Origin of the sequence: Aerosakkonema funiforme FACHB-1375, assembly GCF_014696265.1 — a bacterium.
Lineage (GTDB): Bacteria > Cyanobacteriota > Cyanobacteriia > Cyanobacteriales > Aerosakkonemataceae > Aerosakkonema > Aerosakkonema funiforme_A.
Window position 1 is genome coordinate 20,183 of the sequence record NZ_JACJPW010000032.1, and the last position, 14,511, is coordinate 34,693.

The window sequence follows — 14,511 nt, forward strand, 5'->3', positions numbered from 1 at the left end:
TGAAATTTAAAATTTTCCGTAAATCTTTTTCACCAACTAGCAACTGCAAACTGAATTATGCCTCTAATCAAAGTGCAAACTTCTGTAGCTACAGCAGATAAATCGCAAGTTGATTCGCTACTCAAAACCCTTTCGTCTAAGTTATCCAAACATTTGGGCAAACCGGAATCTTACGTGATGACTGCGTTTGAGCCAAATATGGCCATGACTTTTGCTGGCACGACAGATCCAGTCTGCTATATAGAAATTAAAAATATTGGCAGCATGAGTCCATCGCAAACCAAATCGATGAGTCAGGATTTTTGCCAGCAGATAAATGAGGCGTTGGGTGTACCAGTCGATCGCATCTACATCGAATTTGCCGATGCAAAAGGTTCCATGTGGGGCTGGAACAAATCGACTTTTGGTTAATTGAGTTGTGACTTCTCCCCCTTTGAGAAAAAGGGGGAAACAAGCGCGAATATTTCTGCGTGGGCTCAAGCCACACTTGGCACAACTTACGATACGATCTGTTCAGATTGCTGAATAAGTTATAAAGTTTTGGCAGAATCAAAACTGCCCTAACTCAGATCTTGCACCAAACGTCAAAACCGGGTTTCTGGCAAATTTAAGCTAAGAGCCTAGATCTTTCGTTAAGAAACCCGGTTTCTCAGGTCTTGTTGAGAATGGTGCAAGATGTCAGCTAACAAACTCGGCTAGAACTATACCTAGCTGTGCTGATACCCACCCTTTGTATCTTATATGAAACCATAAAACTCAACTTAAAAGCCGCAGGGGAGGATAAGCTCATGAATACCAAATTGGAATTGGTAAATACTATCAATGATGCTGCCCTGGCTGGCCCAGTGTTGTATCCCTGGGATTCTGGCCCTGCCGTAGCGCAATTGCAAGAATTTTTATGCGCTCACGGTTTTATGATGCGCGTAGATGGAGATTACGGTAGCGTCACCGAAGCTGCTGTCAAAACATTTCAACGTCAACAGGGATTGAGAGCGAATGGCATAGTCGATGCCAAAACCTGGGCAGCATTAAAAGGAACAGTTCTACCAGGAACTCGCATCCTCAAACTAGGGCATAGCGGTGGCGATGTGCGCGAACTGCAAGGGCTGTTGCAAGTTCACGGGTATAACGTCATCAGGAACGGGATCTTTAACTCAGATACCAAGTTGGCCGTAATTGCCTTTCAGCAAAAACATAAATTAAAAGCTAACGGAATGGTAGACCGGATTACTTGGACAATATTGCGAGGTGGTTCTCCCCTACCTCCTCTTCCCGAACAGGGTCGATGGTATATCAATTTCCGGAAGTGGTGGTAGATAAGGACTTGGCAGTGCCAACTTAACTCAGATGCGATCGCAATCAAAAAATTTACCAGTAGCCGGATGAGGTCGATCGTTGACATTCGGGTAGCGTCGCCTGCTGCAATTTCTCTAGACTCACACTTATCGAAAATTTGGGTCTAAAACGCCGTCGTTCAACGACGGCTTTCTGATAAAATTTTCGATAAGCGGGAACAAAGATGTAGTCGTGGCATACGAACTCACACGCTGTATAAAGGCTAATGTCACCAATCCTTTTAGGGTTGCCCCAATACCTCACTGCCCTCTAAAAAATATGGTATAGGTGGGAGAGTAAAAAAAATCAAATAGGGTAGGGCACACCCGAATTTACGCTTGGGGAGTAGTCCATCAGAGCGCTTGCTGCAAGGTGTAGTCGGACTAGACATGAATGTGTAAGACCAAAGCTAAGATTGCTTGGTGGAGGCAGTGTTCAGCCCAAGAATCACCGCAATGACGGGCGGTGAGTGTCAAAATCGCGTCAGTGACCTTGAAACCTTATTATTTGTGATTGCAATCTATCCCGGCAGCTTCGATCCCATTACTCTCGGACACCTCGATGTCATACAGCGAGGGTCTAGGCTATTCGATCGAGTGGTCGTGGCAGTGCTACGCAATCCCAATAAAATGCCCATGTTTACTGTGCAAGAGCGGCTGGAACAGATTCGCTTATCCACGCAACACCTACCCAATGTGGAGGTAGACAGCTTTGACGGCCTGACCGTAAACTATGCCCAAATGCGGCAAGCCACTGTGATCGTTCGGGGTCTGCGGGTGCTTTCTGACTTTGAAAAAGAGTTGCAGATGGCGCATACTAATAAGACCCTCTTAGATCGAATTGAGACAGTTTTTCTGGCTACCTCTACTGAATATGGTTTCTTAAGTAGTAGCGTGGTAAAAGAGATAGCAAGATTTGGCGGCTCTGTCGATCATCTTGTCCCCAAGCACGTTGCTTTAGATATTTACAAAAAATGTTACGCCAAGACTTACCCCGAATCGGCCCCGACAGCGACGAACCCAGAACCCAAGATGAACTGTCCCAGCGTGGAGAAACAGGCGTAGATATTCAGCGAGAACTCAACCGCCTAGAGGAAATGATTCTCGATAGTCCGCGCATCCCACTGACTCGTCGCACCGTAATCGATGAAGAACAGTTGCTGGAGCAATTGGATCTGATCAGATTGAATTTGCCTAATGCTTTTGAAGAAGCAGAAGCAATTATCCGCGAGAAGGAAGAGTTGCTTCTGCAAGCGGAACAGTACGCCCATAAAATGATTGAGGCCGCCTCGCAACGCGCTGCCCAGATTTTAGATGAAACGGGCATTGTCCGACAGGCAAAACAGGAGGCGCAACAACTTTGGCAAATGGTTCAGCAGGAGTGCGAGGCTGCACAAGAACAGACTTTGGCTGAAATCGAGCGGATGCACCGAGAAGCTCAGCAGGAACTGGAGGAACTCCGCGCTAAAGCGATCGCAGAAGCTAACGCCATCCAAAACGGCGCTGATGATTATGCGGAAAAGATGCTCAACAGCATCGAACAGCATTTGAATGAAATGCTGCGGGTGGTACGCAACGGACGCCAGCAACTCCAACCTGGCGAATCTCCCTTGCCGACACAAAAAACTTCTCCAATTCCTCCATTTCCTCGCCAATCTTCCCAAACACCACCTAAGAAGTAAAAAGTCAAAAGTCAAAAGTCAAAAGTCAAAAGTCAAAAGTCAAAAGTCAAAAGTCAAAAGTCAAAAGTCAAAAGTCAAAAGTCAAAAGTCAAAATTCTTCCCTCTTCCCCTAGCCCCTCTTCCCCTAGCCCCTAGCCCCTAGCCCCTAGCCCCTAGCCCCTAGCCCCTAGCCCTTCCCCGATGAAGTTACTTTGCTTGAGCAACGGTCACGGCGAGGATGCGATCGCTGTCCGCATATTGCAGCGACTACAGCAGCATCCCAACGCCCCCAAATTAGCAGCCTTACCCATAGTTGGGGAGGGCCAAGCCTACACCGATCTGGGAATTCCCATCATCGCTCCAACGCGGAAAATGCCTTCCGGTGGCTTTATATATATGGATGGGCGTCATTTCTGGCGAGATATCCGTAGTGGCTTGTTGCAACTGCTGTGGTGGCAGTTTAGGGCTGTGCAGGGTTGGAAACAACAGGGAGGATCTGTCTTGGCGGTGGGAGATATTGTCCCTTTATTGTTTGCCTGGTTGAGCGGATCTCCCTATGCTTTCGTCGGTACTGCTAAGTCAGAATATTATCTGCGGGATGAAACAGGCCCACTGGTAAGAAAATCCCGTATGCAGCGCTGGGAAGGGTGGTCTGGATCGGATTATCTGCCTTGGGAAAGATGGCTGATGAGTCGGAAGCGTTGTAAGGCTGTGTTTCCACGGGATAAGCTGACGACAGAAACGCTGCTGAAATGGTCAATCCCAGCTTTCGATATGGGGAATCCGATGATGGATGACCTGGAATCTGAGACTGCAAAGGTGGCTTTTTATGCTGGAGATGCGGAGAAACAGGAACAGGAACGATCGCTTGTCATTACTCTTCTACCAGGTTCTAGAGCGCCAGAAGCCTACGCCAATTGGCAGCAAATCGTACAAGCTGTGACTGGGGTGATGGATGCTTTCGCTCGTAAAGGTGTGCTGTTTCTGGGTGCGATCGCACCTACACTCAGTTTAGATTCTTTGCGTGAAACTCTGGAAGCTCAAGGCTGGTCTTGGCAATCTCCCCAACAAAGCGAATCCCATCTGCCGATTTCTGACCCTACAGCATCGGTGTTTACCCAGCGCAAATGCACTCTTATTCTCACCCAACGAGCTTTTGCCGATTGCTTGCAACAAGGAGATTTTGCGATCGCGATGGCAGGAACCGCTACAGAACAATTTGTGGGTTTGGGTAAACCGGCGATCTCTATCCCAGGTAAAGGCCCACAATTTACCCCCGCCTTCGCAGAAGCGCAAACCAGGCTTTTGGGGCCCTCTTTAATTTTGGTGGAACAGCCTGCCGAAGTAGCCAAAACTATACAGTCTTTGCTGCGCGATCCCGATCGCTTACAAATGATTGCAGAAAACGGACTCCTTCGTATGGGTAAGCCCGGAGCCGCCCAGCGCATTGCCGATTGTCTGATCGAAAAATTGCTCGCTTAGGGCTAGGCTCTTGCGTTAGCTAGAATTTTGGTGTATACTCTTTATAATGGGAATATTTGCATAAATAAAAAAATTGCAAATACTCCCATTATAAAACAATAGTATCACAAACAGCCAAAAAAATCATCAAAAACCCTCCCCTTTATTAAAGATTAAATATTTTTTAATATTTCAGATAAGATTCCAGAAATAGACACAGATACAGGAATAAGAAAGCAAAAATCTTCCCATAGGTGCATCTGTGTTGCGATTATATTAGACATCTCCGCCAAAAGAATCTCAAAAAGCAGGCAAGATGCCTACCCCACAAGAATTTTTGGAGACGTCTATTCGTTTTCAGCAAAAATAATGCGATCGCACTTAGTTAACGGTGTGGGATGATGTGGTCGGAGTGCGATCGCATTTACGCGAGCATTACCAGAAGTTAAATATATTACTATTTAAAATTTGCGATCGCTATCCTTATAGATAATGGCCGATTTCCTTACCAGGTAATAACTTATGGTCGTACAAAAATCCCTATTCCCCTCCGACACTATACCACCCCTGGAAAATGGCGACAGACTAACTCGGCATGAGTTCGAGAAGCGCTATCAAGCAATGCCCCATATCAAAGCTGAATTAATTGAAGGAGTGGTTTATATGTCCTCACCAGTGCGTGCTAGAAGACACGGTGAACCCCATAGTCATATTATTGGCTGGTTATTTGTCTATTGTGCCGCTACCCCAGGCGTTATGCTATGCGACAACGCCACCGTGCGTCTAGATTTGGACAACGAACCACAACCAGATGCACTCCTGCGATTAGATCCTAGTGTAGGCGGTCAATCTCGCATTAGCGATGATGATTATATTGAAGGTGCGCCGGAATTAATTGTCGAGATAGCAGCTAGCACTGCTTCTTACGATTTGCATGACAAATTAAGAGTTTATCGTCGGAATGGAGTACAGGAATATTTAGTCTGGAAAGTTAATGAAAAAGAATTAAATTGGTTTAGATTGCGGGAAGGCGAATACGTGCAATTAGAAGCAGATACAAATGGTGTAATTCGCAGCGAAGTATTTCCAGGTTTGTGGTTAGCTGTAGCGGCGTTAATAACGGGAGATTTAGCGCGAGTTTTGGCGGTAGTGCAGGAAGGTTTGGCAACCGCAGAACATGGTAATTTTGTGAATAGGTTGAGTGGGAGCTAGTGACAGTCGATCGCATTTCCATAATCTATAGTAATTTGCCATAGCAATCTGAGCGAAGCAACTCCAGTGTAAACTATAGAATGAAGGGTGTGAAGAGGTATCGATTATTCTGACAGCAGCACAGACTTTAAAATGTTTCCTTGTTTGTTGCGACTTAACAAGGATGTATCTGCCTATTTTTCTAGTACGCCTCGACGAACGCACGGGTAATGTATTTATTTTAGCTGGTGAAGAAATCGAAGTAGTAATTGACCGTAATGGGGAGTTTGTGAAAAATGACGAAACCGAATTTTAAATCAATGTCCAAAAAAGAATTGCGTGCTTATGTGCTTGCTCATCGAGATGACGACGATGCTTTCTATGCTTACGCAGATAAGACATACGAAGAAAATGCGGCATTAAATGCAGCAGTTATTGAATGGCTACAGCATCAGTATCCCCAGGTAGCGATAGCCAAAGTACCGGAAACATCTTCTAAGTTTATTATGACAGATTCAAACAATCATCAAAAGTTGATAAGAATTCAAATGATGACAGCTTCATTGCCTACTCAAAAGCTGTTTATAGAACATTTAATTACCGATATAAATAAGGATAAATATCTAGATAAAGTTAGCATAGTAACAATTTTTGTAAGTAAAAATGAAAGCAAAGCTATTGATTTACAACGAGAAATAGAAGAGGTAAAATTTAGCGATCGCACCAACTCAGCCCAAATAGTTGGGTATCTAGAAGAATCAGGCAATTTTCGGAACATTTGAAGTTAGGAGATCGCTATGGTGATTGGAGATACGAGACATGAAACAGGATTACAAGGCAATGACTCGAAAAGAATTAAAACTTCTTTCGTTAATTCACCAATAATATTAAGTATTTTCTGGTTGGATCTGTCTCAGAAAAGATGCTCCAGTTTTTTATACACTTCATCATCATTGCGCTTGCCAACCAAAATTATCTCTACCAAGTCTTCATCGGCATTAAATCGATAAACGCTCCGATATTCGCCACTATCTACCCGATAATAACCAGGATAACCAATTAATTCTTTGCTATCAGCAGGCAAAGGATCGACATTCAGCGCCAATACTTTTTTAGCAATTTGAGCGGCAATCTTCGGTTGCAAACCTTTGAGAAAATCAAGAACTTATGATTAGGGGCTAGGCTCTTGCGTTAGTTAGAATTTTGGTGTATATTATTTATAATGGGAATATTTACATAAATAAAAAATTAGGAAATATTTCCATTGTAATACAATAGTATCATAAACAGCCACAAAAATCATCAAAAACCCTTCGCTTCATTAAAAATTAAATATTTTTTAATATTTCAGATGAGATTCCAGAAATAGACACAGATACAGAAATAGGAAAGCAAAAATCTTGCCATACGTGCATCTGTGCCATGTGTGTTGCGATCCTATTCGTCTTCGGCAAAAATGAAGCGATATAATTCGCTCGGATCGGGTTCGGGACTTTCCTCGGCAAACTTCACAGCATCATCAATTACAGCTTGAATCTTCTTGTCGATCGCCTTCAATTCATCCTCAAAAGCCAAATTTTTCTCAGTCAAATAAGCCGCCAACTTCTTAATCGGATCGCGGGTAAACCAGAAGTCCTTCTCCTCCTTAGAGCGAAGTTCATCCGGGTCAGCTAAAGAGTGACCCCGGAAACGATAAGTAAGGGCTTCAATGACAGTAGGGCCTTCACCGGCACGAGCGCGAGCGATCGCTTCCAGTGCAACTTGTCGTACCGCCAACACATCCATCCCGTCAACTTCCACACCCGCCATACCGAAGGCAGCAGCTTTGGTATAAATTTCCGGAACAGAAGTTGCACGCTCGTGAGCCATACCGATCGCCCACTTATTATTTTCCACCACATAGAGAATCGGCAGCTTCCACAGAGCCGCCATATTCAAGCACTCAAAAAACTGACCGTTATTAGCAGCACCATCTCCAAAAAAACAAGCCGTCACCTGGTCAGCACTGGCATCTCCCATCACTTCCCGGCGATACTTAGATTGAAACGCCGCACCAGTAGCAACGGGAATGCCTTCCGCCACAAAAGCATAACCGCCCAATAAATTATGTTCCCCAGAGAACATGTGCATCGAACCGCCGCGACCTTTCGAGCAACCAGTCGCCTTACCGAACAATTCTGCCATCACCTCACGCGCAGGTACACCAGCACTCAAAGCGTGGACGTGATCGCGATAAGTGCTGGAAACAAAATCCCGATCTTGGCGTAAAGATTTGATCACACCAGTAGACACAGCCTCTTGACCGTTGTACAAGTGAACAAAACCAAACATTTTGCCCCGATAGTACATTTCAGCGCACTTATCCTCAAAGAAGCGCCCCAAAACCATGTCCTCGTAAAGCCGCAGTCCTTCTTCCTTAGTTATTTGTACTTGTGAAGAGTCAAAAACAGGTGCAGTTCGTTCCATAACCATTAACTTGTTGTATCCTCGCAGCAAGAACCAAATTTATCATTCTCTCAGTATCCGGGTCGATCGCGATCGAAAGTGTATTCTGGAAGCTGATTGCCTTTCCAGAAGCAGTTAACCAGCTAGGCTATTATGCCCCGTCGTACTCCTAGACTGAAACAGAACTGACAAACCAAAGTTCTGTACTAGAATAAAAGCGGTTGAAATTCCCACCCGACTGGCTGACAGCATTCGTGTCGCAGTTCTTCTGAGTAACTAGCAGCGCGAATCGGGAAAAAAAGATTCCCTCTCCAAATGTGGGAAAACCTCCACCGGAATCCGTACAAATAAATAGGTTTTCGGTCTTGGGAACCCTGGCTGCTGTCAGGATCGCACTTTCAAGTGTGATGACGCTTAAGGGGGGATGATTTCCAATCAAACCTGTGGAAGCTGAATCAGACTGTCACCGTGTTGGGCACAAACTTGTCAAAGGGTAATCGGGAAAATATTTCCCAACGCATTTGCCAAGGGAAAACAGGGCGTGGTAGTACGTCCGGTGAGGGTAACGCCTTACAAAATGGTTGGTAAGACAAGTGGTATATTTGTCGATAAAACCTGTAACTATTCGATAACATAAGCTAATTTAGTTGTTCGCCGCTAGGGTTAGAGGCTCGTGCGTATTCCACTGGACTATTACCGGATTTTGGGTGTGCCGATACAGGCTTCTGCGGAACAGTTGCAGCAAGCTTATGGCGATCGCATCCAGCAAATGCCAAGACGCGAATATTCGGAGATGGCGATCGCTGCCCGCAAACAACTGCTGGACGAAGCCTACGCCGTCCTCCGCGATCCAGAAGAGCGTCGCGCTTACGATGCTAGTTTCCTCGCCAACACCTACACTCCTGGCGGATTTAATCCGCCATCGGCCACTGCCACAGACTCGTCGGTAAAAAGTATTTCATTAGAACAACAGGCAGAGCCACCACTAACGGCTTCATCTGTCTCTACGGTTGGGAGCCCTTACCCCGCTCCTACTATTGAAATTGAAGAAGACGAATTCATCGGTGCCCTACTCATTTTGCAAGAGTTGGGAGAATACGAACTGGTATTGAAGCTGGGCCGCTCCTATCTCAACAATGGCTATGTCGAACTCGAAAAAAGCCGATTTGGAGATCCCAAAATCATCGGACAGGATATCGTCTTAACCTTCGCCCTAGCTTGTTTGGAATTGGGCCGAGAACAATGGCAGCAACGTCGATACGAAGATGCAGCCAACACTCTCAACGAAGGTCAAGAATTGCTGTTGCGCCACGGCGTATTTGCTCTAGTGCGGGGAGAAATCCAAGCCGACCTCTACAAACTGCGGCCCTATCGAGTTTTAGAGTTATTGGGGCTGCCCGAAGAAAAAATACAACAGCGACGCCCAGGATTGCTGTTATTGCGAGAAATGCTGCAAGAAAGAGGCGGCATGGATGGCACAGGCGACGATCGATCCGGACTGAGCGTTGATGACTTTCTGCGCTTTATCCAGCAACTGCGTCCCTATCTTACCTCAGCCGAGCAGCAGACTCTGTTTGAAGAAGAAGCCCGTCGTCCCTCCGCTGTAGCTACTTATCTGGCAGTTTATGCCCTATTGGCACGCGGGTTCATTCAGCGACAACCAACCCTGATCCGGCGAGCCAAGCTGATGCTGATGCGTCTGGGCAAGCGCCAAGACGTGCATCTGGAACAAGCTGTTTGTGCGCTACTGCTGGGACAAACTCAAGAAGCTTCTCATGCCCTGGAATTTTCTGGAGAATACGAATCGTTAGCCTTCATTCGCGAACATTCTCAAGGCGCTCCGGATTTGTTGCCGGGACTTTGTTTGTACAGCGAACGCTGGTTGCAAACAGAAGTGTTTCCGCATTTCCGCGACTTGGCGAAGGAAAAGGTGTCCCTGAAGGATTACTTCGCCGACGAGCAGTTGCAAACTAGCCTGGAAGCACTGCCCGCTACAGATGCAACTGAGTGGGAAGTGATGGGATCTTCTCGACCATCGCCGACATCAACAGCTGGCTCACCCAATTTTGAGGATACCCCGACAGATGGGGGTACAGAATCGCAAAGCGAAACTGTATGGGGTCTGAAAAACCAGATCCAGCGAACTAAAGATATCATCGCATCAAAATCGGTTCAAGAATCGGCAGCTAATTTGAATGGAATTCCTCGCCCTACGCCAATTGCAGAACGATCGAACCTGAAAGCATCCCATCCCACTACTTTACAAAACACTACTTCCAGCAGCGTTCAAACCTTGCCAGAGGCTGAGCGGGTCGAGCCGAAAGTGACGGAACGCAACTCTACTTCTTTACCAGAGATGCAGTCATACGCAGCAACGACTGCTCCGGGTCGTGCTTCGACGCGCCAAGCTGTTTCTGAGTCAGCGGCAAATGACCCAGGCGAATCTCCAGTTGGAGTCAGGGAGTTTACCAGCCCAGGCTACCCTCCCAGACAAAGTTCGGGAACGAAGCGAACTACACGCGGGAATCGCTGGTCTAAGTTAAATCTGCGGAATTTGCTTTTCTGGCAAAACAGCAGTTCTCAGCCAGCTGGGGTGAAGTCGCCAGTCAGCAAACAGATACCGCTAAAGTGGTTGCTGGTTGGTGTGGTTGGATTTGGAGTGTTTGTGCTTTTCTTTATTTGGGCTCGCAACACCGTTTTCTCAAAACAGCCACAGCCTACACCGCAGCCAGTGGTGCAAGTTGAGCCATCGCCCTCACCTACTCCCACAAATGATACTTCTTTATTAAGTCAACCTGGCCCTATGACAAAAGAAGTTGCCCAGCAAGCGATCGAAACTTGGTTATCGACGAAAACAAAAGCTTTCGGGCCAGACCACCAAGTCGATCTGTTAAAGGAAATTTTAGCCAATCCAGCTTTGTCTCGATCGCAAACCTTGGGGGAAACGCTCAGGAGACAAAACAGGCATCGAGAGTACAAACACAACCTTGATGTTGATTCGATCGACATCCGTCAGCTCGATCCGAACAAAGCCAGAGTGGAAGCACAAGTGAGCGAATCAGCACAATACTTTCAGGGCAACAAACTCAATCGCACCGAATCCTACGATTCCAACCTGCGCGTTCGTTATGAGTTAGTGCGCCAAAACGGTCAGTGGCGCATACGCGATATGCGGGTCTTGCCATAACGCTTCCGAATTATTTAAGCCAAAGGGGAAAGGGAAAAGGTTTTTTCTCTTTCCCCTTTGGCTTTTAGCCCTTCCCTCCCACCCTCTGCCTACCTTTTCTAGACTCCGAGTGGCTTATGTCAAGGAATCATGACATAATTGCCAGTCCCAAACCCAGCTTATGTCAAGGAATCATGACATAATTGCACCAGGTTTCCTATAAATGCGTAAAAGTACTCATAATCGCTAGCGAAACCACTTGACCTTCTCTGTAAATTTTCTGCAACATATTCATAACGAAGCGATCCCCCACGATCCCAAAACAAAGCTAACGACGAGTCTATGACTCACAATGATGTTACTTATAGGCAATCTCGAATGAAAAAGTGTTTCCCTGAAAGTTGTGTATTTGCAGAACTTTCAAATAAAACAAAGGCAGATATAGCCGCAGATAAAAAGCGATAGAAAAACCAGGAGGAGGATCGAGATTTCCTAGCTTGCTGTGTTTGGACTGGGAACAAGTGAAAAAGGTCAGAAGCCACATTAGAGTCGTTCAAACTACTGGAGACCACAACATATGGCAAAAGAACGCCCACCTTTAGAAGAAATGACTTTGCGGCAACTGCGAAAAGTTGCCAGCGAATACGGCATTTCTCGCTACAGCAGAATGCGTAAAGAGCAACTGTTAGCGTCGATTTTGGAAGCGCAAAGAGTTAGAGGTAGCAACGAACAATCTCGTACATTGGAGGCACAAGAAGCAGTGGAAGCAGCAAAATTTGAACTCGGTCAGGAAGACAGCCTTGCTGATACTCTGTCATCCGTGGATGAGGGGTTAGCCGATCTCCCAGGTGGTTATGGAGAATGCCGCATTGTTTTGATGCCTCGCGACCCGCAATGGGCTTACGCCTACTGGGATATTCCAAATGAAGACAAAGAAGAACTGCGTCGCCAAGGGGGACAGCAAATTGCCCTGCGGCTTTACGATGTCACTGATATCAATTTGGACTACCAAAGTCCGCACAGCATTCAAGAATATCCCAGCGATGAGTTGGCGCGGGAATGGTATCTGCCCATACCCGTGAGCGATCGCGACTACGTAGTCGATATCGGCTACCGAACTGCTGATGGCCGCTGGCTCCTCTTGGCTCGTTCCGCTGCTGTACATATGCCCCCTATCTATCCCAGCAACTGGATAGAAGAGAAATTCATTACCGTTTCTTGGGAAGAAGACCTACGAGGCAAGCAGTTCCTGGAGCTAGTTCCTCCTGGCAAACGAATGGCAGAAGTTGCCAGCAAAGAAAAGATTTTTGATTTGCCTAAAGAAGCTCAAGCCCAACGGGTTGCCGATTCTGTATTCGGCTCCATACAGCAAGTACCTGGCTCTGTACCCCCAGTAAGTTCCTATGGGGTAAGTTCCTATGGGGTAAGTTCCTATGGGGTAAGTTCCTATGGGGTAAGTTCCTACGCCCCAGCAGTTAGTTCCTACAGCATTAGTTCCTACGTCCCAGCAGTCAGTTCCTACAGCGTCAGTTCCTACGCCCCAGCAATCAGTTCCTACAGCGTTAGTTCCTACGCTGTTAGTTCCTATGTACCGTCCGTCAGTTCTTACGGCGTAAGTTCATACGAACAGGCGCTGAGTTCTTACGGGGTTAGCTCTTACGTTCCGGGAATCAGTTCCTACGCTGTTAGTTCCTATGTACCGTCCGTCAGTTCTTACGGTGTAAGTTCATACGAACAGGCGCTGAGTTCTTACGGGGTTAGCTCTTACGTTCCGGGAATCAGTTCCTACACTGTTCCGTCCGTCAGTGCTTATGGTGTAAGTTCATACGAACAGGCGCTGAGTTCTTACGGGGTTAGCTCTTACGTTCCGGGAATCAGTTCCTACGCTGTTAGTTCCTATGTACCGTCCGTCAGTGCTTATGGTGTAAGTTCATACGAACAGGCGCTGAGTTCTTACGGGGTTAGCTCTTACGTTCCGGCTGTGAGTTCTTACGGCGTTAGTTCTTACGGTTTGAGTTCTTACGAACAAGCGCTGAGTTCTTACGCACTCAGTTCCTACGTTCCGGCTGTAAGTTCGTATGCAGTCAGTTCTTACGCTGTGAGTTCTTACGGTTTGAGTTCCTACGAACAAGCGCTGAGTTCTTATGCTCTCAGTTCTTACGTTCCGGCTGTAAGTTCTTACGCTCTCAGTTCCTATGTACCGACTGTGAGTTCTTACGCTGTGAGTTCTTATGGTTTGAGTTCATACGAACAGGCGGTCAGTTCTTACGCACTCAGTTCCTATGTTCCGGCTGTGAGTTCTTACGCTGTCAGTTCTTACGGTTTGAGTTCCTACGAACAAGCGCTGAGTTCTTACGCGGTCAGTTCCTACGTTCCGGCTGTGAGTTCTTACGGGGTCAGTTCCTACGTTCCGGCTGTGAGTTCTTACGCCCTCAGTTCTTACGGTTTGAGTTCCTACGAACAGGCGGTCAGTTCTTACGCACTGAGTTCCTATGTGCCGGCGGTCAGTTCTTACGCGGTTAGTTCCTACGTTCCGGCGGTCAGTTCGTATGCTGTCAGTTCTTACGGTTTGAGTTCCTACGAACAGGCGGTCAGTTCTTACGCACTGAGTTCCTATGTACCGGCGGTCAGTTCGTATGCTGTCAGTTCTTACTCGGTGCCAATCAGTTCTTACGCTGTGAGTTCCTACGCTCTGAGTTCTTACGAACAGGCTGTGAGTTCCTATGCTCTGAGCTCTTACGTTCCGGCTGTGAGTTCCTATGCGGTGAGTTCCTATGTACCGGCAGTCAGTTCGTATGCAGTCAGTTCTTACGCTCTGAGCTCTTACGAACAAGCTGTGAGTTCCTACGCTCTGAGCTCTTACGTCATACCCTCTGGGGTGGGAATGTGGGCGCTTCCTACTGAGTCTGGTATCGGTATGTCGGGTATTGGCTTTGCGGCTTCTATGCCTCCCATCCGTCCTCGCCAGTTCTGGTTAATTGCGGATGCCGAGCTGATCGTTTATGGGGCAACTGAGCCGGATGCTACGGTAACGATCGGCGGACGTCCGATTAAGCTGAATCCAGATGGTACTTTCCGCTTCCAGATATCTTTCCAAGATGGTTTGGTGGACTATCCGATTATGGCGGTGGCGGCTGATGGAGAACAAATGCGATCGATTCACATGAAGTTCACTCGCGAGACGCCAACTCGAAATACCAATACTAAGGAAGAAGCTGTTCTAGAATGGATTGGCGCTTAGCAAGTTATGAGT

The 14,511-nt window shown here is 46.8% G+C and carries 11 protein-coding genes and 2 pseudogenes; 11 read left to right on the forward strand and 2 right to left on the reverse strand.

Annotation, left to right across the window (positions count from 1 at the left end; all coding sequences use genetic code 11):
* Positions 1-57: 57 nt before the first annotated feature.
* From H6G03_RS13960 to H6G03_RS13995, 8 genes are all read left to right on the forward strand, one after another.
* The gene (locus tag H6G03_RS13960) at positions 58-411 is read left to right on the forward strand and encodes a phenylpyruvate tautomerase MIF-related protein (protein ID WP_190464983.1); all 354 of its coding nucleotides are present in this window, start codon (positions 58-60) and stop codon (positions 409-411) included.
* Positions 412-788: 377 nt separating this feature from the next.
* Positions 789-1,316: a peptidoglycan-binding domain-containing protein gene (locus H6G03_RS13965; protein ID WP_190464984.1), complete on the forward strand. Its 528-nt coding sequence runs from the start codon at positions 789-791 to the stop codon at positions 1,314-1,316.
* A gap of 528 nt (positions 1,317-1,844) precedes the next feature.
* Entirely contained in the window at positions 1,845-2,399 is a 555-nt protein-coding gene (coaD, locus tag H6G03_RS13970) for a pantetheine-phosphate adenylyltransferase (RefSeq protein WP_322111908.1), read from the forward strand.
* Entirely contained in the window at positions 2,309-3,016 is a 708-nt protein-coding gene (locus H6G03_RS13975; protein ID WP_190464985.1) for an ATP synthase subunit B family protein, read from the forward strand. Before coaD ends, H6G03_RS13975 begins: the two co-directional genes overlap by 91 nt.
* Positions 3,017-3,196: 180 nt before the next feature.
* Positions 3,197-4,477: a lipid-A-disaccharide synthase-related protein gene (locus tag H6G03_RS13980; protein ID WP_190464986.1), complete on the forward strand. Its 1,281-nt coding sequence runs from the start codon at positions 3,197-3,199 to the stop codon at positions 4,475-4,477.
* A gap of 501 nt (positions 4,478-4,978) precedes the next feature.
* On the forward strand, positions 4,979-5,668 hold the full coding sequence (locus H6G03_RS13985) for a Uma2 family endonuclease (RefSeq protein WP_190464987.1): 690 nt from the start codon (positions 4,979-4,981) through the stop codon (positions 5,666-5,668).
* A 109-nt stretch (positions 5,669-5,777) separates the two neighbouring features.
* Positions 5,778-5,963: a DUF6888 family protein gene (locus H6G03_RS38820; protein WP_407650740.1), complete on the forward strand. Its 186-nt coding sequence runs from the start codon at positions 5,778-5,780 to the stop codon at positions 5,961-5,963.
* Positions 5,944-6,429, forward strand: coding sequence for a DUF6887 family protein (locus H6G03_RS13995; protein WP_190465027.1), 486 nt, complete (start codon positions 5,944-5,946; stop codon positions 6,427-6,429). Before H6G03_RS38820 ends, H6G03_RS13995 begins: the two co-directional genes overlap by 20 nt.
* Before the next feature lie 131 nt (positions 6,430-6,560).
* Here H6G03_RS13995 and H6G03_RS14000 read toward each other — a convergent pair whose 3' ends face one another.
* Both H6G03_RS14000 and pdhA read right to left on the reverse strand, forming a co-directional pair.
* Positions 6,561-6,791: a type II toxin-antitoxin system RelE family toxin gene (locus H6G03_RS14000; protein WP_190464988.1), complete on the reverse strand. Its 231-nt coding sequence runs from the start codon at positions 6,789-6,791 to the stop codon at positions 6,561-6,563.
* A 293-nt stretch (positions 6,792-7,084) separates the two neighbouring features.
* Positions 7,085-8,119: a pyruvate dehydrogenase (acetyl-transferring) E1 component subunit alpha gene (gene pdhA / locus H6G03_RS14005; RefSeq protein ID WP_190464989.1), complete on the reverse strand. Its 1,035-nt coding sequence runs from the start codon at positions 8,117-8,119 to the stop codon at positions 7,085-7,087.
* Positions 8,120-8,765: 646 nt separating this feature from the next.
* Here pdhA and H6G03_RS14010 point away from each other — a divergent pair.
* From H6G03_RS14010 to H6G03_RS39765, 3 genes and pseudogenes are all read left to right on the forward strand, one after another.
* A complete protein-coding gene (locus H6G03_RS14010) occupies positions 8,766-11,279 on the forward strand; it encodes an IMS domain-containing protein (protein ID WP_190464990.1) in 2,514 nt (837 codons plus the stop codon).
* 556 nt (positions 11,280-11,835) lie between these two features.
* A pseudogene (locus H6G03_RS39760) lies at positions 11,836-12,792 on the forward strand (DUF4912 domain-containing protein); the annotation flags it as partial.
* Between the two features lie 1,314 nt (positions 12,793-14,106).
* A pseudogene (locus H6G03_RS39765) lies at positions 14,107-14,499 on the forward strand (DUF4912 domain-containing protein); the annotation flags it as partial.
* Positions 14,500-14,511 lie beyond the last annotated feature (12 nt).